Origin of the sequence: Oceanobacillus sp. HCA-5259, assembly GCF_037892815.1 — a bacterium.
GTDB classification, from domain to species: Bacteria; Bacillota; Bacilli; order Bacillales; family Amphibacillaceae; genus Oceanobacillus; species Oceanobacillus indicireducens.
In genome coordinates, this window is the sequence record NZ_JBBKBV010000028.1 from 27508 (window position 1) to 48971 (window position 21464).

Annotated in this window: 20 protein-coding genes; 4 read left to right on the forward strand and 16 right to left on the reverse strand. The window is 34.6% G+C overall.

All coding sequences use genetic code 11. The features are described 5' to 3' along the window. Positions 1 to 42 precede the first annotated feature (42 nt). A complete protein-coding gene (locus WKU33_RS14050; RefSeq protein WP_336252889.1) occupies positions 43 to 909 on the forward strand; it encodes a DNA-3-methyladenine glycosylase family protein in 867 nt (288 codons plus the stop codon). 274 nt (positions 910 to 1183) lie between these two features. Here WKU33_RS14050 and WKU33_RS14055 read toward each other — a convergent pair whose 3' ends face one another. The 6 genes from WKU33_RS14055 to WKU33_RS14080 form a co-directional block, all read right to left on the reverse strand. Next, positions 1184 to 1795, reverse strand: coding sequence for a class I SAM-dependent methyltransferase (locus tag WKU33_RS14055; RefSeq protein WP_340455215.1), 612 nt, complete (start codon positions 1793 to 1795; stop codon positions 1184 to 1186). Positions 1796 to 1840: 45 nt separating this feature from the next. Further along, the gene (locus tag WKU33_RS14060; RefSeq protein ID WP_336252886.1) at positions 1841 to 2599 is read right to left on the reverse strand and encodes an ABC transporter ATP-binding protein; all 759 of its coding nucleotides are present in this window, start codon (positions 2597 to 2599) and stop codon (positions 1841 to 1843) included. A gap of 3 nt (positions 2600 to 2602) precedes the next feature. After that, positions 2603 to 4918 carry an ABC transporter permease gene (locus WKU33_RS14065; RefSeq protein ID WP_340455218.1) on the reverse strand — a complete coding sequence of 772 codons (2316 nt, stop codon included), beginning with the start codon at positions 4916 to 4918 and terminating at the stop codon, positions 2603 to 2605. 8 nt (positions 4919 to 4926) lie between these two features. After that, positions 4927 to 5559: a TetR/AcrR family transcriptional regulator gene (locus WKU33_RS14070; protein ID WP_336252884.1), complete on the reverse strand. Its 633-nt coding sequence runs from the start codon at positions 5557 to 5559 to the stop codon at positions 4927 to 4929. Positions 5560 to 5699: 140 nt separating this feature from the next. Further along, on the reverse strand, positions 5700 to 7139 hold the full coding sequence (locus tag WKU33_RS14075) for a DUF6179 domain-containing protein (protein ID WP_336252883.1): 1440 nt from the start codon (positions 7137 to 7139) through the stop codon (positions 5700 to 5702). Beyond that, positions 7139 to 7609 carry a DUF6323 family protein gene (locus WKU33_RS14080; RefSeq protein ID WP_336252882.1) on the reverse strand — a complete coding sequence of 157 codons (471 nt, stop codon included), beginning with the start codon at positions 7607 to 7609 and terminating at the stop codon, positions 7139 to 7141. The genes WKU33_RS14075 and WKU33_RS14080 overlap by 1 nt, the downstream gene beginning before the upstream one ends. Before the next feature lie 514 nt (positions 7610 to 8123). Between WKU33_RS14080 and WKU33_RS14085 the strand changes: the two genes are divergently transcribed. Continuing rightward, positions 8124 to 9041 carry a class I SAM-dependent methyltransferase gene (locus WKU33_RS14085; RefSeq protein WP_340455220.1) on the forward strand — a complete coding sequence of 306 codons (918 nt, stop codon included), beginning with the start codon at positions 8124 to 8126 and terminating at the stop codon, positions 9039 to 9041. Positions 9042 to 9703: 662 nt separating this feature from the next. Here the strand turns inward: WKU33_RS14085 and WKU33_RS14090 are convergent. From WKU33_RS14090 to WKU33_RS14100, 3 genes are read right to left on the reverse strand one after another with little or no spacing between them, the layout of a single operon-like run. Beyond that, positions 9704 to 10441: an ABC transporter permease gene (locus WKU33_RS14090; protein WP_340455222.1), complete on the reverse strand. Its 738-nt coding sequence runs from the start codon at positions 10439 to 10441 to the stop codon at positions 9704 to 9706. A 9-nt stretch (positions 10442 to 10450) separates the two neighbouring features. Beyond that, the gene (locus WKU33_RS14095; protein WP_336252880.1) at positions 10451 to 11209 is read right to left on the reverse strand and encodes an ABC transporter permease; all 759 of its coding nucleotides are present in this window, start codon (positions 11207 to 11209) and stop codon (positions 10451 to 10453) included. After that, positions 11206 to 12117: an ABC transporter ATP-binding protein gene (locus WKU33_RS14100; RefSeq protein WP_340455225.1), complete on the reverse strand. Its 912-nt coding sequence runs from the start codon at positions 12115 to 12117 to the stop codon at positions 11206 to 11208. The genes WKU33_RS14095 and WKU33_RS14100 overlap by 4 nt, the downstream gene beginning before the upstream one ends. A gap of 240 nt (positions 12118 to 12357) precedes the next feature. Here WKU33_RS14100 and WKU33_RS14105 point away from each other — a divergent pair, with 240 nt between their 5' ends. Further along, entirely contained in the window at positions 12358 to 13083 is a 726-nt protein-coding gene (locus WKU33_RS14105) for a response regulator transcription factor (protein WP_336252878.1), read from the forward strand. Continuing rightward, positions 13080 to 14498 carry a sensor histidine kinase gene (locus tag WKU33_RS14110; protein ID WP_340455227.1) on the forward strand — a complete coding sequence of 473 codons (1419 nt, stop codon included), beginning with the start codon at positions 13080 to 13082 and terminating at the stop codon, positions 14496 to 14498. The genes WKU33_RS14105 and WKU33_RS14110 overlap by 4 nt, the downstream gene beginning before the upstream one ends. A gap of 952 nt (positions 14499 to 15450) precedes the next feature. Here the strand turns inward: WKU33_RS14110 and WKU33_RS14115 are convergent. The 7 genes from WKU33_RS14115 to WKU33_RS14145 all read right to left on the reverse strand — a co-directional run. Beyond that, on the reverse strand, positions 15451 to 16677 hold the full coding sequence (locus tag WKU33_RS14115; protein ID WP_340455229.1) for a hypothetical protein: 1227 nt from the start codon (positions 16675 to 16677) through the stop codon (positions 15451 to 15453). A gap of 1 nt (position 16678) precedes the next feature. Further along, positions 16679 to 17830, reverse strand: a complete 1152-nt coding sequence (locus WKU33_RS14120) for a hypothetical protein (RefSeq protein WP_340455231.1) — start codon at positions 17828 to 17830, stop codon at positions 16679 to 16681. Further along, on the reverse strand, positions 17808 to 18635 hold the full coding sequence (locus tag WKU33_RS14125) for an ABC transporter ATP-binding protein (RefSeq protein ID WP_336252874.1): 828 nt from the start codon (positions 18633 to 18635) through the stop codon (positions 17808 to 17810). The genes WKU33_RS14120 and WKU33_RS14125 overlap by 23 nt, the downstream gene beginning before the upstream one ends. Before the next feature lie 34 nt (positions 18636 to 18669). After that, positions 18670 to 19446, reverse strand: a complete 777-nt coding sequence (locus WKU33_RS14130; protein ID WP_336252873.1) for a hypothetical protein — start codon at positions 19444 to 19446, stop codon at positions 18670 to 18672. Then, the gene (locus WKU33_RS14135; protein ID WP_336252872.1) at positions 19439 to 20023 is read right to left on the reverse strand and encodes an RNA polymerase sigma factor; all 585 of its coding nucleotides are present in this window, start codon (positions 20021 to 20023) and stop codon (positions 19439 to 19441) included. The genes WKU33_RS14130 and WKU33_RS14135 overlap by 8 nt, the downstream gene beginning before the upstream one ends. Positions 20024 to 20803: 780 nt before the next feature. Further along, positions 20804 to 21274, reverse strand: coding sequence for a hypothetical protein (locus tag WKU33_RS14140; protein ID WP_336252871.1), 471 nt, complete (start codon positions 21272 to 21274; stop codon positions 20804 to 20806). After that, the coding region (locus WKU33_RS14145; protein WP_336252870.1) for a helix-turn-helix transcriptional regulator at positions 21275 to 21464 on the reverse strand (190 nt) is incomplete at its 5' end. It lies immediately after the preceding gene.

Genomic DNA, 21464 nt, shown 5'->3' on the forward strand with positions numbered 1-21464 from the left:
GGAACTTGGTGTAGATTAATTTGAAAGGTTGGTATATATATCATGATAATTCCTTTACATGAACCGTTTAATTTCAAAGCTGCTATCACTGATTATGGCTGGTGGATGTTGGCACCAAACTATTGGAATAACGAAGACCATTTATTTTATCGCCCTGTCCAGTTAAGTAATGGTAAAAATATATTATTGTGTATTTCAAAACACGATAATCAATTAATTATCGAAACTGAAACAAATATTTCTTTAGAAAATAATGACATCAAAGAGATTAAAGACCAAGTATCATGGATGTTTAGATTGCAAGATACCTTTGAACCGTTCTATGCTCTATGTCACGATTATGAAGAGCTTTTACATATTCCTACTAAAAGAAAGGGAAGACTTTTGCGTTCGCCTACGCTTTATGAAGATGTAGTAAAGGTAATATTAACAACAAATACGAGATGGAAGCAGACCATGAATATGGTGAGCAATCTTGTGAATGGATTGGGCGAATCAGTAGAAACCAATCATCAGCATGAATTTAAAACCTTTCCCACACCAGAACGCGTGTTAGAAGCAGGAGAGGCCTACCTAAAAGAACACGTGCGAGTGGGATACCGAAGTACATATATTATCGATGCATCCACAAAAGCTTTAGACCCTGATTTTGACCTTGAATCTTATAAATTATTAAAAAGTGATATTACAAATTTAAGTGATATTAAAGGTATTGGTCCTTATGCATTTAATACTCTCGCAATGATACTTGGAAAATATGATTTGTTGCCTGTTGATTCAGAATATAAAGCTCATGTTATCAAAAAATATTTTAATGGGGAGAAGCCTGGTAAGCAAAAACTTGAAAGTGTATACGATAAATGGGGAAATTATAAATTCCTTGCATATTGGTATGATATATATTCCTAAAAGGAAACTCCTACAATTAGAGGAACTATAATGAATTGTAATTTCCTATAATTGGCATAACGTAGAATAAAACAGCCCCATAATACATGTATAAAAGCTAATGTTTATTTATTCATCAGTTCTGTAGTTGTGTGTAACTTGAACAATCTGTTGTTCACCGTTTATATCATAGAACAAATATTGCTCAAGTTACTTGACGGGATAAAGTGAAATAATGAAAGTAATAATCTGACTATGTTTCTTTATTCACCTGATATTATCCTTGCTGGTTTCTCTAATAACAATGAATATGATGACCAATTGCCAAGAGAAATCCTACTTTATTGGCTAATGTCAGCACGTTTTCTCTCTTTTGAAAATGTGGATCGAATATTGTTTCTGTTACCGTCAAAACGCCACCAGACTTTAATGTATTATAAATTTCTTTAAAAGCTGCTTGCTGATCGGGAATTTCACCTAAAACATTGACAAGCAAGGCATGATGACACGAAGAAAGCTGTAGTTCTCCTGCCCCTATTTTTCCTTGCACAAATTTAATATTATTTAAATTTCTTTCTGCCGCTTTTTTTTCTACCCTTTGTAACATTTTCACCTGCATATCTACTGCTGTAACTGTTCCATTGGGACCAACACAATCTGCCAATGGAAGAGTAAGCCGGCCAGGTCCACAGCCAAAATCAATGACATGCATGCCCGGTTGAATGTTGGATTGCTCAATGATTACTTTAGCTTTGTTACTTTTTGTCAATGGATTATCCATCTCCACTAAACCTCGCAACCAAAAAGGGCAAGGAATTTCATGTTTACGTGAAGCAAATCGCCATAGATAAAAGACAATAATACTCAAAGGAATCATAATAAAAATTATATATTTAAATGTTTTCACTTAAAACCACCTCCTAGTTCCTAAATTCCTATTCCGTAAAATAGGCTACATTTCTACTTTTAACATTTTCCTTGTTACTTTTTCTATTCGATTCTCTAAAAACGAATTAGAAAGCTTACCTAAATGCAGTTCATCGACAATTTGTCCATCCTTCATAAATAATATCCGTTCGCTTTGGGCAGCAACTTTCGCGTCATGCGTCACCAAGAGAATTGTTGACCCTTCTTGATTAATTTGTAGAAAACTTTTCATGATTTCTTTGGCAGACTTTGAATTTAAAGCTCCTGTTGGTTCATCAGCAAAAATCATTTTCGGTTCATTAATCAAAGCCCGACAAATCCCAGCTCTTTGCAGCTGCCCGCCAGATACTTGGTTTGTCATTCGGTAGGCAAGATCACCAATCCCAGTTCTCTCTAGAAGCAGCTTTGCTTTATTTGCTAACTCTTTTCCTTTTTTACGATTATCTCGCATTACTGGAAGTACAATATTATCGATAATCGTTAAGTTTTTTAAGAATGTAGGCTGTTGAAAGACAAAACCCATTTGTTGACGACGGATATCTGAGCGTTCTGTTTCTCCACATGCTGTAAGGCTTTGGTCGTTGAAGATTACCTCACCACTGTCGATTGTATCCATGCCGCTCAAAGTGTAAAGTAACGTTGATTTCCCTGATCCTGATGGTCCCATAACGGAGACAAATTCTCCTTCGTAAATGGTTGTAGATACATCCTCTAAGACCCTGACTCTTTCTTTTTCCACAGCAAACGTTTTATGAATGTGTTGTGCATGAATTACTTTTTTCATCAGTTACTCCTTTATATTTTCTGCAATTGCTATTTTCCCCGCTTGACTCGTACCTAGTTTCGTTGCCAGTAACGTAACCAATAACATCAATATTGGAAAACCCAAATAAATGAGTGGATGACTGACAAAGGTAAGTGCCTCTATACCAAAAGAAGCCATAACCATTCCTGCGATGGATTCTCCAAAGGTATTAGCCAATATGCTTCCACCTGCAACTCCAATGATTAGAATAAACATTCCACGAGTTGTATATTGCTTAGGAATGTCTTGATTGGTAAAACCAATGGCTTTTAACATCGGAATCGCTGGTCGATCCTTGGCAACTAGTAATTTCATAAATAACAGACTTACTAATCCTGTAATAAATAAAGCTACAATCAAAGAAACATTCGCTGCTGTTTTAATGGAAGCCATTGTCGCTCCAAATACTTGCTGTTTATGGTTATCGGCATCTGTCACTTTCACAAAAGGCAGAGCTTCCGACATTTCTTTGGCGTTAGCCGCTATCTGTGTCGTATCGCTTAGCTTGATATAATAGTTTAGCCACATCGTTGGAGCCGACTCATCAGAAGAAATAGCTTTCGCTGTCTTTCCCCCATTTAAAATATTGGAGTAAATACCAGATACAATAAAAATCTCCGAACCATGATCCGAAATAATTTCTATCGTATCCCCAACTTGTTTATCAAATTCAGCAGCATTCATGGAAGATAATGCAATTTCATTGAGCTGTTCTGGTGCTTTTCCAGCAGTGTATTCGATAGGAAACGCAGTATGATCACCAACTTCAATAATTATTTTTTCTTCTGAACCGTCCTCTTTTTTTGCTTTAAAGGATTTTGAGGTAATTTGGACGTATTGTTCAATAGATTCATTCTCATTTAAATAGTTTACAACTTGTTGTTCATTATCTACTGGTTCATCGGACTGATACATACTGACCATCAAATCCATCTCTCCAAAGCCAAGATATTTCGTGAAGGTTGGAGAAGAAACAGTTTGGTAAGTATTCCAAGGAACAATCATTATAAAACAAGAAAGCAACAATACAATCAGCATGGTTGTATACAGCTTCTTTCGAGACAGGACATCTTTTATTCCAAGAAATACATTGGCAGGTAGTAGCCTATTTTTACTAAGGAAAAAATAATTTTTTCGAGCAATTTTTTCCTCTGGACTACCTGTACGGATGGCTGTAGCGGCAGATATTTTTCTAAAGCGTCTCAATAAAAAATGAATGTAAGTAATCACGAATAGAAAAACAAGGCCACTTCCCAAAATAGCTAGTAAGATACTCCAACTAGCATAATCACTTTCTCCCATATAAAGGCGGATATTCTCTAATAAAGGTTCACTGAAAATAAATGATAGCAATAACCCGATGAAACATCCTATAAAAGCAAGCAAAGCATACTTAGCCAGATAGATTTTTTTGATATCCGTCAGTCGTAAACCAATTGCTTTCATCGTTCCAATCTCTCGATAATCCTCTTCTATTTTGGTTAATAAGGTAAAACGAATGCACATAAAGGCTATCATCACAATTAAAAAGCCGACTAATAGAATCATTGCGATCATAATCCCATCAGATAATCCATTAATAATCTTGAACAAACCACCTGTTAATGTGGGACCATTTGCCTCTAGGCCTGCTTCAGCATATGCCGTTTCAAATTCATTGGTTCTAGTTGGATCTTTCAATTGAAATTCGATTAAATATTCAAGGGCTCCTTCTGATACCAGTTCCTGATAATCCTTTTCATGTACTAAAAAACGTTTGGAGGAGGCTAACGGTGAATTCATCAGTGCATCTCTTAAGAAACCGGCAACTTGGAATTCCTTTCCAGCTATTTTAGCTTCATCACCAATTTGAGTAATTCCTTCCTTCATATAGCCGATTGGTACATATAGCTCTCCTTCAGCTGGTTGAATCGGCTGTCCATCCAAGTTTAATAGATGATCAAAATTCGGACTTTGCGTGGAGAAACCATTATCCTGTACACTATCTATTAAACTGTTTTTACCTAATTGAATTTTTGCCCCTGTAATATTCAGAAAGTCAAGGACCTGCATATCTTTAACATTCTCATGTGCTGCTGCAAAACTTTGTATTTGTTGCTTATCAATATCTCCACTGTGCATTTGCAGGAAATCTGGAACCTGTGCTTGTTTCGTTAAGGTATCGATGGACCCGATAAGATTAATCGTTAGAATAGCTACTAAGCTGACAAGTGTTGTCGCAACAGTAATAAATAACAGCGTCGTTATACTTATCAGTTTATTTCTGAAAAGATCATTTCGTATGATTCGAGAATACATTTTTTCCTCTATTCTTTTGTCAAAATTCTAATCAACTGTTGACTAACTGCACCTTGCTCTGTCCCGAGAAGTCTTTCTGCGTTATAAGCAAAAGCTGTCATTCGCTGAGATTGTTCCTCTTGTGTTAATTCGATGGTTCCATCATCGAAAATAGTAGAAGCATATATCAACAACATCTCTACCGTTTCAAAAGGATAGTCTGTATGAAATATGTTTTCTTCTATTCCATCTTCAATAATGAGTGTAATAATCGGTGTGACTTCTTTAAATAACACCTTTTGAATCTTTTGGTGCATAAGAGCATTTTGCGGCTTATGAATATGTGTCATCAATTCTTCAGAAACAGCTCCAGTCACATTCAATGAAGTAATTGACATAAGTAATCGTTCAATCACAGGCAGTTCTTTTTTCTCTGCAATGGCTTGTGCTCCTTCGATCACCTTTTTATGATAGCGGTCAATAATCCCATCCATAATGGCTTCCTTACTTTCAAAATGATAATAAAGCGTACCTCTAGCAATTCCAATTTTTTTTAAGATATCATTCGTACTCGTTCCGTCATAACCCTTCTCATTAAATAATACTTCTGCCACATCTAATATTTCATTTCTTCTTTCCTGCGCTTCTTTAGACTTCCTCATCTATACCGCTCCTTTAACTTTAGACCGTCTGTCTGTCTATTGAATAGTATAGATTATAATCAAAAAAAACACAAAATGTATTCTTCTCTATAGTATAAAGTTGATTTTCCTTATAGTTATAATTACTTTACAATTCAAAGTTAGTAAAAACTAATTTCTTCATAATCAATATCATTAACGCACCCCTCAATGGCGTTTTTTTTATTAATATCAATGCTTTGAATGAATTCAATAAAATGATTTTGCCATTCGTTTTCATACATCTTTTCCTCGACATAAAGAGAAGATAAATCTGTGGCATTGTCCCGTAATTCTTCATAGAATACAATCTTCACCAAAATGGCCAGCTCTACTTCGCCAAACGTCTTAAAAAGTTGTTTATACTCATCCGCCAATAAACAGTCGCTATTCAGCATATCGATATAATCAGGAAGTGAATGAAAATTATTTCGAATCAGGTTCACTTTATCCACTGTCTTTTCGTAATTTGTGATTTTTTCAACTAATGATCGAAAACGATTATCACTCATTCTATCGGAGGCTTTGAATGCTGTTACAATAGATTTAGAAGTCAATTCCTTCTCTACGATGACCACGGTCTCAAGGCGGTTATGTTTTATAACATTTTTAATCCTCTGCACAAGGTTCATTCCACATTGGTTCAAGTAATCATTCATTTGAAGATCAATAATATTGAAATGTTCTTGTAAACGATCCACAGCTTTTAAAATAATGGATTGAATCTGACTATCATTTAACTTATGAAACAAATCATTTAACTGTTCATATTGATTGATTGAGATTTTTATTTGATTAGCATGTCCTCCTGATAACGTGGAAAAAACTGCATTATTGAATACTAATTCAAATATATTGAATAGTTCTATTCGATAATCGAAACCGCATATTCTCCCATAGTTAACCAAAAGATGTTGAAGATCATCTTTATCAAACAAAAGACAAAACTGGGTCTCCATTTTTAAATGCGTCAAATATTGTCTAAGGTAATAAACACCTTGAATGCTCATATCGTCAATCGCTAATGGATAATCAATACTGGCCATTGTATTATGTGCATCAAAAATAATGCCATATTTCTTTAAAAACACAGGGATGGACTCATCGATGGTTATATTATAAGCTTCTACCGCAATATCCAGTTTATTATTATTGAGCTCTTTATATAGTTGTTTTGTTTCCTCCAAACAATGGCGAATCAAATCCACACCTTGCTCGTATGCACTTGCTATATTGCCTTTTTTTAATACGTCAATTGCCTTATCTGGATCATCTAAATGATACAGATAAGCGTCTACAGCATATAAAATAGAAGTGAGTATACTGACAGCTGTTTCAGACGTGACAGAAGAGCTTTCTCCCTGGGTATACCGTCTAATCAAACTTTCTAATATAGACATCAATTGTCTTTGTGTACCCTGTACTTCTTCACTATTTAGTAAACCTACTCGTAATCCTTCATTTAAAATGGAAAGTGTATACTGGTTTTGTAATAAACGAGCTTGATTTATTTTTCCTTGTGTTACTAAGGAGCAATCGTTGGATCGTTTTTTTGATTCCATTATTGTTCCTCCTTTTCAAGAAAAGAGTTCCTAAATGAGAGATCACTTCTAAATTGTTCCGCAAATTCTTCAAGCTTACTCTTTAAAAGTTCCAAAGAACCATTGCAAACATTATCAAAGTAATCCTTCATGATACAAATCAATGGAATGTCCCCAATCTTATCTTCCGTCTCATTTTTTAAGTAATAAAATATTTCTTGCAGTTCATATAGGGTGGATACATAATTCTGATCATCAACGTAAGGGGAAGCACAGAAGACCCCCGCTAATTCTTTGATTACGTCAACACTTAGTTCCACTCGACCATAGCTTTGGAGGACTTGATTTCTAGCAACTATGATGTTTTTTATTTCATTACGAGTTAATATGAGCCCAAATTCTTTTGCTTTTTGGTTTATCTCTTCTATTTCATCGGTATGTTTTTCCAACATCGAAGAATTTAGAGTGTGAAGCATTTTGGGTAAAAACATATACACATTTCCTCCTTAGAAATATTTTTAAAAAACTATTGACTTTCAAACGGAAAAATGTTACGATATAATTACATGCGTAAAAATTAAGATTCAAGAGTATATTTTACTCTTCTCTTCCTCTTTTGTCAACGTTTGATTCTCCATACAAAAAACTGAATATTCAAAACACAAATCAGAATATTTGTATCCTTTGTCATACATTCACCTAAACTTATAAATTCATACCTAACTGATGTATGATAAATCGTATTTCATATCGTTAACATAATATAAAAGCGTGGCTTCGAAAGAGGTAATAAGGAAAGCAATCTAATTGCGAATAGATAGAGGATTGTAAAACAATTATTATATGATTGCCCACGTTATGAAAGAAATCTTTTTCATTAAAATGAAGTCGTTTTATTTGACAAAAAATTCACTTATGCTATAATTTACAGTTAAAATATTTGTGTATATAATAAGATTCTCCTGGCCAGGGGAATCTTATTTTTGTTTTTAGGAGGATTATTGTATGAAAAAAAATGAATCAAGCTTAACTTCCTTAATCTCAGCTTTTGGGCGAGCTTATCACAGCAAATATGACACACCTAAAATTTTCGATGATTTTATTGCAAAAGATTTTATTACCCAAAAAGAGTTTTCAGATATCCGTGAGAACATGATCAATGGAATTCAATTCTTTAATAGTCAAATTGCAAATGAGTTTCAAAATGATCCAGAAGAAATATTAAAATGGATTACACAAGTCCAACTTTCTCCAACCCCTTTAGCACGTGCTGCCTATTGTGAAAATGTATTATTGCATGAGATGTCGCAAGGTGTTAAACAGTATGTCATTTTAGGAGCTGGCTTAGATACCTTTTGTTTCCGACATCCCAATTTAAACGATAGTTTAGAAATATTTGAAGTCGAACACCCAGCCACACAAGATTTTAAAAAGATCAGATTAACAGAGGCTAATTATCAAATTCCAGACAATCTTCATTTTGTTTCAGCCGATTTCACTAAAGACTTTACTGTTCAACATCTTATCGAAGAAGGTTTTGAGACGGATAAAAATACTTTATTTAGTCTTTTAGGTGTTTCTTATTATTTAACAAAAAAGGAAACAACCAACTTACTTAATAAGTTATTTACCAAGGTTCCATCGGGAAGCTCTATCGTTTTTGATTATGCAGATGAGAATCTTTTTAAAGAAAAAGGATTGTCTAATCGCGTTCAAAATATGGTTCAATTGGCTTCAGCTAGTGGAGAGTCTATGAAATCATGTTTTACCTATTATGAAATAAAAGAATTATTAAAAGACTTAGGTTTAGTCATTGATGAACATTTATCACCTGTTGCGATTAACGAAAATTTCTTTCATGACCGTACGGACTATTTGTCTGCATTCGAAACAATTCACTACATCCATGCTGTAAAAAGTTAATACCCCAACTAAAAAATGAAAAAATATTTAGTTATAGATATTTTTATATCTTTTTCTGATAGTACTCTTTTATTGGGTGTTGGAACAGTTTTACTTCCCACTTTATGGGCATAATGACTCGGTAGCACTTTAAAATGCTTCTTGATATGAATTGTAATAACCAATCAATGTCTGCATAAATAAACACGGTGATAACCTCCTTCATACCGCCGTGTCCTAAAAAAGGGCGCACTTAATACACCCTCCAAAATCCTATTTTTAAAAAGGGAAAACGGCGGCTTTGAATTTTCTTATTTTCAAAACCGCCGTTTGATATATTAGCTGTCTGTATTGTTTTTGCACTCTAAACAAACAACGGTTTTAGGTTGTATTAGTGAGTGAAGAAATATGCAGTATGCTCAAAAAATCAGATCCCATTTTTAAGATTTTAAAATTTTTCTGTTTAGACCTCAGTCAAAAACCTAATGTGCTTATAAATTTTATAAGATAATCCGATTACCCTAAAATATTTCTAATGGTTTTCTCATCAACACCGACAGTTTCAGCTATCTTTACGCAAAGATTTTATCAAGAGATTGTTCCTCAACCAGCTTTTTAAAGTTCTTTAGTCATTTTCCGAATTCTATCGACTGAAATAACTCATTCGAGCCCGCTAAATGTAATTAAAAAGTATCCCGCTTAGTAAAATTCCGTAAACCATATATTAGTAAAACTACGAAGGTTCCAATAACTAGCGTATAAAATAACAAGTAAGACTGAATAGGTGATTCATCTTCAGGTGACATAGCTAGCATAGGTTGCGTCCAAGGATAAATCTGCCCTAAAGGTGTGCTGGCAACTATAATAGCTGGGAGAGTAAAAACAATACTAACAGCCAATGGTATACCAAAGGTTTTAGCCCTTATGGATATCGTTAGTTGTAGAAGAATCAATGGTAAACACGCAAAAATCCCTCTAATCACGAATCCGAATATTGTAAATATCGGAAGACTGCCTTCTATTCCTTTTACATAACCAAATCCTATAAAAAAGATTAATAGGATAACCATTGAAATAACTACCATTATTACTACCGTTAAAAACTTCCCTAAGAAGATATCCGAATATTTGATTGGTAAGGCTAATAGTTGTTTCCATCCTCCGCCGACATGTTCACTTCTGCAAACAAGAGCCGTGAATATCCCCACTAGAATTGGCAATACAAAAGGACCCATAAACAATGCTACTTGTGTCCACTCCTCTATCCATTCATTATCCCCAGGCTGCATAAAAAGGTCATAGTTTTTAAAGAAATTGATATAAGCCAGGCACACACCTAATAACGGACCTAGCAAATAAAGTAACCACAACTTGGAGCGTTTTAACTTTAATCGTTCAACATATAATATATTTTTCAACATAATCCCTCCTTACTGCACATTCTGTTTAGCAAAATGTATAGTTCCGATAAACATTAGGATGATACCTAATAACAAATTGATGACGAGGAAGGCAGAAAAATCTTGATTATACCCTAATCCTTCATATTGCAATATAATCGTTGAGACTTGACTTGGATAGGCTAAGGGTAACCATCTTGTCGTTTGAGCAGCTGCTAAAAATAAACCCATAATAGCAGAAATTGCTCCAATAAGAATTGAGAAAGCCTGATTTTTAATGGTCATGGATAACCAAAATTGAAACGCCATAATTGGTAATACGGTAATCAACATGCCGTAACTGTCGCCTATCAATAAGCCCCATGGAATATTCCCTTCAAATCCGAGTACCTTCCCTAGAAAAACCATTCCAATCAGAAAAATAGTAACAGAAAAGAATAGACTAATCATTAACCAAATAAATTTACTTAAATAGATTTTTCCTCTTGAAATAGGCATTGAAAGGGTTTGTTTCCATCCATTTGCCTGATGTTCAATATTCGCTATCACTGATGCAGTAAGTGTAACGGCTAATGGGAAACCTAGTCCAAATAACAAGCTATTGTCATACAATAAAAATATCCACATGGAATCAGCACCGAACATCTCCGCCTGTTTTTCCACAAACCCAGCACGATAGGTGAAATTCACCAACTCATATGCCAAGATAAGTAATGGAACCAATAATACAATAATCAATAACGATGAACGTTTTAATTTTAATTGTTCTGCCCACAATATCTTTCTCATAAGCTACCCTCTGTACCCGTTAATTCTAAGAAGATATCTTCAAGTGTTCTTTTCACTTCTTCCAGTCGGTAGACAGATACATCTGAATGAACCAAAGTAGCGTTAATATCTGAAACAAACGCAGGTTCCGTTTGGGCTAACCACAAGAAATCGTTTTGTAAATCAGCCTTTACTCCTTGCTCTTTTAATATTGCATTTGCTTTCATGACATCACTAGCGCCGACTTTTAATAGTGGTTTCTGTTTTTGCCTTAAGCGTTCAATCGAATCTTGGAAAATCATTTTTCCATTATTAATGATCCCTACCTGTGTAGCCATTTGATCTATTTCACTTAACAAGTGGCTGGATACAAGAACACTCATTCCTGCTTCAGGCAATTTTTTAATCAACTCCCTAATCTCTTGGATACCAGATGGATCTAAACCATTAGTTGGCTCATCAAGTATTAATAAATCTGGATTACTAAGCATTGCAGCGGCAATCCCCAGGCGTTGCTTCATTCCAAGAGAATATTCTTTTGTTAGCCGGTTCGCAACTTTGGTTAATCTAACTATTTCCAATACTTCATTCACACGTTTTTCTGGAAGATCTCGTAACCTTCGAACCGCCTCTAAATTTTCACGGCCAGTTAAATTTCCATAGTATGTTGGGGACTCCACCAACGATCCAATCTGTTGTAAAATTTGCAGACGATTTTTTTTCAGGCTTTGCCCAAAAATTTCAATATTACCTTTTGTGGGTTTTATCAAGCCTAGTAACATGCGAATCGTCGTCGTTTTTCCAGCCCCATTTGGCCCAAGGAATCCGTAAATTTGTCCACGTTCAATCCGTAAATTTAGTCCATCTACAGATATGTGTTTTTTGTACTTTTTTGTTAGATCATTTGTCATTAATATTTGATCATTCATCTGTTTCTCACCTCATTTCTATCGTAAACGAAATAAATTAAACATGAATGAAACTTTCCCTAAACATTTGCTTAACAATCCAATTCCGAATATTTCTCCATCTCAATTACATACTTAGAGTAGCTTGGGTTATGGAGTAATTACACTTTTCAGTAACCTAAACGGGATATAAATTCTTTACTAAATGGGCTTTTTTATTTATGTTTAATGTAATAATGAAGATAGGAAGGGAGATAAAGTGTGACTTTAAAACTTGAGGATCATAAAATTCTTATCATTGATGATGATCGGCATATTTTAGATTTATTAATCACAATATTTGAAAAGGAAGGCTTTCAAAATGTCTTAACAGCCGCTACTGGAGCAGAAGCACTTTTAATGACAACACAAAATCATCCCCACATTATATTGTTAGATGTTATGTTGCCTGATATAGACGGCTTTACCCTATGTGGCAAAATTCGTTCGGAGACAGATGTGCCTATATTGTTTCTTACAGCAAAAACAACAGATTTAGATAAGTTGCAGGGTTTTAGCTTTGGAGGAGATGACTATATTACAAAACCTTTTAATCCATTAGAAGTAGTAGCTCGTGTGAAGGCTCAATTACGACGTTCTATTCAAATTCCATCCCAACATACACGGAAGCAAGTTTACGATTATGGCGTTTTTAATATAGATCCCAATACTGGAAGACTCATTGTTAATGGTGCACGAATAGAGTGCCCTACCCAGGAGATGAAACTTTTACTCTATTTTTGCGAACACCCTAACCAAATTTTAAGTAAGCATCAAATTTATAAAGATGTATGGGGAGAATTGTATGGTGGGGACAGTACGGTGATGGTACATGTACGGCGTTTACGTGAAAAAATAGAAGAAGATCCAAGCAGACCTAAATGGATTAAAACAGTCCGAGGATTAGGATATATATTTGAAACAGACGTAAATGAGGAATTGTTGTGAAATTAAAAAACCGTGTCGCCTATTACTTCGTATCACGACTTTTCTGGTTAATGCTTATTTGGGGCTTACTCATTGTTCTTAGTGTTATTTTGATTAGCTTTTTTCTCGGTCATAACAAAGAAGAAAATCCACAATTATCGATTAGCAAAATCGTTGAACATACGGATATGGTTGATCAAAAGCCTACAATAGGCTCGAAGACAAAAGAAGATTTGATAAAAAACAACATGTGGGTACAAATCTTGGATGAGCAGGGTAATGAAGTCTTTTCCATTAACAAACCAAAAAGCATGCCAGATCATTATGCCCCTGGAGAACTAGTGTCTGACTACTTATATCCTGCCAAAAAGGGTTTTCAGTTATCTACATGGTATGAAACCAAAGATAATCAGGATCTAACATGGGTTTTGGGGAAACCGATGACAAGTAATAATCCCTTTCAATATTGGGTGAATAATTTATGGGTTCTTTCCATCATTATTATTGGAATATTAATTGCCTTATTTTTTGGAAGACAATTAGGTGCTCCTTTACTCTATATTGTATCTTGGATTGAAAATCTATCTATAGGTAAATATGAAGAACCTTTTAATAATCGAAAGTTTAATTCAAAGCAACGCTGGCGAAATAAAGCTGAATATAAAACGTATCAAGAATTGACGCAGGCTCTTTCTAGGCTTACATCAACTCTTCAGAGAAACAAAGAAGAACGAGAGTTATTAGAAAAGACAAGGGAAGAATGGATGACGGGAGTCTCACATGATCTAAAGACGCCTTTGTCTGTTATCAAAGGGTATACTGTACTCCTTTCTTCACATGAACATGACTGGGAACAAGATAAAGTACGTCACTTTTCCAAAATCATGGAGGAACGTGTGGAGTATATGGAGCAACTAATCGAAGACTTCAATTTAACTTTTCAATTGAAAAATGATACTATTCCGATACAACTTGAACAAAAAGACCTTGTAAATGTTCTCAAAGGTACTTTGGAACAATTGAAAAAAATGCCTGAATCAAAAAATAAGGTGTTTTCATTTGAAACGAATAAGGAACAAATACTTTTTAATATGGATACGAAATACTTAAAGCGAGCATTTGAAAACTTAATCGCGAATAGTATCAAACATAATCCGCCTAATACTGAAATTAATATCATACTTCATGAAAACCTGTCTCATCCAAGACAAATTCGTGTTTTAATTGAAGATGATGGGGTCGGTATGGATCAAGAAACGATTGAACATTTATTCGATCGATACTTCCGGGGGACGAATGCAACTTCCAATAATTCCGGAACAGGACTAGGAATGGCAATTGCAAGGCAAATCATAATAGCTCATGGCGGAGAAGTTGAGATAAATAGTAAACTTCAATTAGGAACCCAGTGTAATATTACTTTCCCAATCGAATAGAATCATCAAGACTATAAAATAACTTATCGGTTCCGATTTCCTTCATCTTTTCGTCAATCTGTTTAAGAATGTACTGTCCCAATGCATCATCAATTTGTATTTTTAAAAAGATGTATCAATCATTGCGTTTCACCTGCATCTGTATATAAAGATGTTTTGTATACAAAAGTATATACATAGATAAATCGACTATTTAAAAAATCAGACGGCTGTTGGTACAGCCCCACGGGAATTTCACCCCTGCAAGTATTGGTTCCAGCCCTACTCATAGCCTGCGACGCTTCAAACGCTGGAACCATGACGGTAGGGGAGTATCATTATCCAAACTGATGAGGCATCACCAATAATTCACCACGATTACGTTAGATTCATTGGTTTTCGCTCGTTTCTATGAGAAGTCATGGCACAAGAATCAGGTAGCTCACCATCAGCAGAACGTATCTGATTTTGTGTTTATATTGCACGGCGATCTGGGTCTGTCATGCATTTCTTCTCCCTTCGCAACTGCAAAGGAGGGTGATGATTTCCCCTTTCATAACCTTCAACAAGAATTTTTATGAAATGCAAAAAATAAGAGTGATTTGCTTGAAAAAATTGTGAAATACACAAAAAATCCTAACTGAACATAAGCCAGCTAGGCATAAAAATTGACTCATTTTGTTAAAAATTGTGTGTTTGCACACGATAACCTCCTTCCTACCACCGTGTTCTTAAAAATGGCCGAACTTAATCCCCCTTTCGTAATTCTGTTTTTTAGAAAAACAGCGCTTTCCCCTGTTTCAAACAGGAAGAGAAAAAATATTAGGAAACAGTAAATCATACGTAGAAACGTTGGTGTATAAGTGTTTTGATCGATTTGAAAGTGTCAATTTTTTTGGAATAGTTGACATCTTAAACATTAGATATCCAATCCTCTTCTAAATAAGTTTCTTTTTAAATCCATGATGGTAAATCAATCCAATAAATCTTTATTTTGTTGACGAATACAAAAGATGATCGGTAAACTGATACTGATAACCAATAATAGGATGCTCGCATATAATTCAATCATTGGAATTTTTATCCATTGATACAAATCATTTTTGAGATAAAATGCATCTTTAAGTACTCGATTAGCAATGAAAATAAAAACAAAGCCAACTGGAATGATTTTCATTAATAATGACAAATAATGTTGACTGGTCTGAGAGAGGAATAAGAGAATTCCACTATAAGCCATCCCAATCAAATAAACTAACAATACAACGTTCACTATCCACTCGGCAAATGTCCATTGATAAAAAGAGAGTAATAAAGGTTCTTCATTATCGATAAAAAATGAATTCAGCCCATTCGAGAAATATTGTGTAAAATCAGTAAAATACAACAAACTTCCAAAAAATCCTACGACACAAGTAATCAACAGAAAAGTAGCAGTCATACCAATAATAAATTGTGTCCAAAGAATGTTTCGCCCATGACGACTGCTCCATTGAATTTTTTGTAACCCTAACAAGCGATCTCTAACAAAAACAGAAGGAATCAATAAAGACAATAGAAAAATAAACAAGATAAGAATATTTTCAAAATAACTAGCAACTGTTGAAGTTAAATAACTGGGCAAAATATTCCGCCAACCTTCTTCCATAAACAATGTTTCTGAAAGCCTTTCTCTTTCTTTTTCCGTATAATGTTCATCATTGAGAAACACATCTGATGAATCAAATTGTTTCATAGAGTGATATAATTTTTGTAAGACATCGATTTGATCCGCCATTGAATGACCTGTATTATCTGTTAAATCTTGCTCAATCGCTTCTTTTTGTTTTACGATTTCTATCTCTTCTTCATTCATCTCGTTAATTGCCCCAAGGGGAGCATTTTCTTGATACCATGATTCAAACTCAGCATAATTTCCAAGTTGAAGTTTTTTTGCGATAGGGTTTTCCGAGACAATCTTGTCCGCTTGTTTGACCAAGGTAACATACTCCGCTTCGATTTCTGCTATTTCTTCATCTTCAAGCGTTTGTCCAAATCGATTTTGCCAATCAGAAGCATGCTCATAAATAGGAATTAAACCGCCATTCGGCCACAATTTATGGATAAAAGTCAACTCTTGATTGAAGAACACAATCGTTATCAAGAGTGCGACAAGAAGTAAAATCGGTTGAAATAATTTTTTAAACTCCACAGTAAACACTTTATTTTACCTCCTTCGTGGCATAGAATTTACTTGTTAAAATACCGCCAATACCTAAGAGAAATATGTTGATGACCATTGCAATTGATTCTTGCCACGGAATTGTTGCATAAGGTCCCATTTCCGTAAACCAATAGCCTTGTACTTTCCACAAGGAAATTGGATGCCACATCAATAGAGAATGCAAATTCCACCAACCCATTTGATTAATGATTTGTTCCAGCCCAAGAAAGACAACATAAATTACAATGAATACAATAAATCCTCGAAATAATTGATCTGTCCATAAGCCGACAAGAAAATTAAATCCGTGACAGAAGATGACTAATAAGCCGCCTAGTACAATAGATAAAATAGTGTAGTTTAACAATGTCATTGGTTGCCAAGGGATAAAGGGAATTTCCAGCAATTGTGGAAAATAAATATTGACATGAAATTGTGTCGACATACTTGTTTGCCACAAAGTTCCAATAGGGTGTATATAATTAAAAATACCAAAAGTCAACAGGACCATCGCTCCATAAAAAAGAAAGGTGAGAATGAAGCTCGCTGCATATTTGCTCACTTGTGTTTTACGTCCTGTTTTTGAAGTCATCACTAGGACATCTGTTTTGGTTAATCTCTCAGAAGTACTTCCATATAACCCAAGCAATAAAGCAAAAATTAAACTTTCACCCAAGATTGCATGAAATAATCGATTTCTAATAAAGGTAAAAACGCTCATTGTTTCTCCTGCCGCGCCCATTTCCAATGCAGCTTGTTCTTCTGCTAATTCATGGACAATGGGAGTTAATTTTTCATATTTTCGCTTCATTTTTTCGGTGACCGAGCCTTGTATTTGATAAAAGTTGATGATTTCCTGCCCTAATGCTTCTGTTGAATAACCTTGAAAAATATTCTCCAGTTCAGCAGTTTCTGTCAGTAATCGCTGTTGTTGCCTACTTGCGGATTGATTGGAAAGCTTTTCCCGAAATTCAGATGTAATGAACGACCCTGATTTTTCTTTAGTTTCCTGAACATAATCTAAATAAGATTGATCCAGTCCTGCTGTTGCAATATAGATTGTATTTAACAATAAACTGGCGATAAAAAACAGGAGAATCATTGGCTGTTCCAATAGTTTACGAACTTCAAAGGGGATGATCCGAAGCATTTGCAGCCACCCCATCTCGATAAATATACAGAAATGCGTCTTCCAAGCTTGGGCGTACTTCCAACCCTTCCTTTGGGATAAATGGACTGGCAATTCTAAGTAAATGACCTTCATCGCTTTCTGTTTCACTTAATAGCAATTGCTCTTGAGTTAATTGATAAGTAGCAGGAACTTCAAAAATTTTCCCTTGCACTGATCGCGTAATTTGAGAGGGCGTTTCGCAACAGTGCAATTGATGGTTTTTAATCATAATGATTTGTTTGGCAATCGTCTCCACATCCGAAACAATGTGTGTAGATAAAATGACAATCCTGTCTTGAGCAAGACGATGAATCAAATTACGAAAACGAACACGTTCTTTTGGGTCTAGGCCTGCTGTTGGCTCGTCTAAAATTAGTAACTTCGGATTATTTAACATCGCTTGAGCAATGCCTACCCGTTGGATCATCCCTCCTGAAAAACGTTTCATTTTCTTGTTTTTTACCTCAGAAAGTGCAACAAGCTCTAAAAGCTCATCAATCATTTTTTTTGCTTCTTTCTTATCCATTTTTTGTAATGCTGCAATATATTTTAAAAACCTTACAGGAGTGTAATTGCCATAATAACCAAAGTCTTGCGGCAAATAACCTAATATTCCACGATAATCCGCTCCCAGCTCTTTAATTGATTGTCCATTCCATAATATTTCACCAGAAGTAGGGAATAAAAGTGTTGTAATCATTTTTAATAATGTCGTTTTTCCTGCGCCATTTGGAGACAGTAATCCGTAAACACCATTTTCAAAAGTTAAAGAAATATCTTCCAAAACGAGATTGGACTGAAATTTCTTACTGACGTGGTTAAGCATTAGCATAGGTAATCGTTCCTTCCTTTTTCATAAAATAGTTGTGACGCAATAAATAGATAAACAAAAGGAGTAATCCAAAAACTATCCCTGCGACAATTAAATGCGGGAGATACAACAGAAGCTGAGTAATCCCTTCTTGTTTCCAAATAAAGAAAGCTCCCACAGTACCCCATATCATTGGCGTCACCCAATAACTGCAACGCAACGGTATTTTAAATTCTAAAAGGAGTTGAATATTCGCAAATAAAAACAAAGAAGTAAATGACAAACTAAACAATCTTATCAACGAAAGTTCTTGACCGAGTAATTGCCAAATAAGGACATTAGTACCTACAGAAACAATCAAAGAAATTCCGCTAAACGCCAACATACGTAAGATGAGTAGTTCCTTTAAAGAAACTCGTAGTGTCATCTTTAGTTCGAAGGTTCCTAATAGTTTTTCTTTCCAAATCCCAAGAAAATACAAAAGTGCATAGCAAAGAGGCGAAGCCATAAAGACAGCAAAATAAATTCTATCACTATGGCCTTTCTCAAGTGAATAATGTAAATCAGGAAAATACAGTATCCATGCTCCGAACAACAAAAGACCAACAATAAATAAAATATCTCCCATTCCCCAAAAAAGATAACGGAAACCAACTTCTTGAAAATAAGAACGAAGAAATCTTCTAAACGTTACAGGTTGAAGATTGGCTTCTTTTAAAATAAAAGCAATGCTATTTTCTTTTTCATCTTGTGTGAAAGGGATATGTTTACTTTCTCTATTCATAGTCACGAAACTCCTCTCTAATTTTTTTAATCAACCGATAATACTGAGCTTTGATTCGTTCTTCTTTTTGATCAAGCAATGAAGCGATCTCTGGGAATGATAACTCCCCATAAACTCGTAACCGGAAAATTTCCTGAATTTCCGGGCGAAAACTTGCAACATACTGATTAATCGCCTCTAACAGTTCCTTCTGACACAAACTTTGATCAAAATCCTTTTCCTCTATCCACTCTACATCTTTCAATTCTAACCAAGTCATTTTCACCTTACGTCGTGTGTCAATGACTTTATAGGTTCCAATACGAAAGAGCCACGTCCGAAATGAAGATTTGCGATCATCATAAGAGCTAAGCCCTTTTAGAGCAGCGATAAAAACTTCCTGTGTTAAATCAAGAGCGTCATTTCCATTACCCACTTGACGATAAAGATAAAAATACAGGTCATCGTAATAACGCCGAATCAATTCATCCGCAGCTTGATTCGACCCTTTTTTTAATATGTAACGGATTAAACGCTTATCAGTTAACACTTTTCTACTCCTTTCGACTTCATTACTCTTATATTCGAAATCCAACATGCAATCGTTGCACTTTTTTACTTTTTATTTTTAAACTATATCAAAGTCAGATTTCTAAGAATAAAAATTTATTGTGCCTTACCTAACTTAACTTTCCTCCAAAAAATACGAGCTTTCACCTTCCCTAGTTGTTGCTTATTATGAAAAGTTAAAGATTCAGGAAAATATTCCTGAAAAATGAACATTTTAGATGTTTATGGCGGGGTTATATATGAAAGGAGCCTTCAACCTTTTTCAAGATTGAATATTAAAAGTACCATAACATAACCAATCTGAATCAACCTTCTTTTTAAGGATATAATTTCTTCGTATAATTCCATTTTTCATTTCAAAATCTATTGCTCGTGTTCCCTTTTTTTGTAATGACACAAGTGTTTACTTTGTCGATATTGCCACGGTGGATCAGCATAAATAATGTTGTATTTCATTTTTCACCAGTCCAAAGTTTAGCTACAACTAAAAAACGACCTTTTGGCGGAGGAAAGTCCTTCAAAGGGCGCTTAGGTGTGCTGATAAATTTATAAATGTTTATCCCAACTTAATTAAGAATATGCAAAAAAGGCTTGATAAACAGAGACCTGCAAATATCTAGAAAATAAAAAAGAGATATTGCTTTTACACAATATCCCTCACTTTTCTCCGTTTCCTCTGGCGGAGTCTTGGCGGAGAACCTATTCATTATATTCATTTCATCCATTTTATGTACCATCAAAATGCAGTCAAATCAACGTTTTCGCTTCAAATGCTCTTAGTGAATTATTCCCGATTGATGAATTACCGTTAGTCATCTGTCAGATCCTTATTCTTTTTGTAAGAACGCTTCAGTGAAATGTAGTCAAATAAAAAATAAAAAATCGTGAAAAGTATCGGCAATGCAATCAAGTCTAATCTATCTTCCCAATTACCCGGAATTCCTTTAACTATTAGAATTATAATAAAAAAGATCACGCCTACTAACAAAGAACGTTTAACAACCTTTCGTCTTCTTTTAATATAATCCTGCTTATCCGATACTTCCGTATGTTCTATTCCTGAGAAAATATAGCGGAAATAAGAATATCCCATCATAAGGAATGGTCCTATCAATAATATAAATTGAGTATCTATATTAATATTTAAAAAATACTTTAAAAGCCCTAATACTAGTAAAATTACTATTGTTAAAAATGTGGTCTCAGCCATAAAATAAAGTATTCTCGTCCGTTTGTACTCGTCTTCTGGTAAAAAAGCATTTAAAAATGAACGTATCATTTAATCACCCTCCCAAAATAAATCATCTAATGTTTTGTTTAACTCTTTAGCAATAGCAATACACAAATTCAGACTGGGATTATACTCCCCTTTTTCAATCAGTCCGATTGTTTGCCTTGTAGCATTCACTTGTTTTGCAAGTTGTGCCTGAGTTAAACCTTTTTCCACCCTTGCTAATTTCAACTTACTT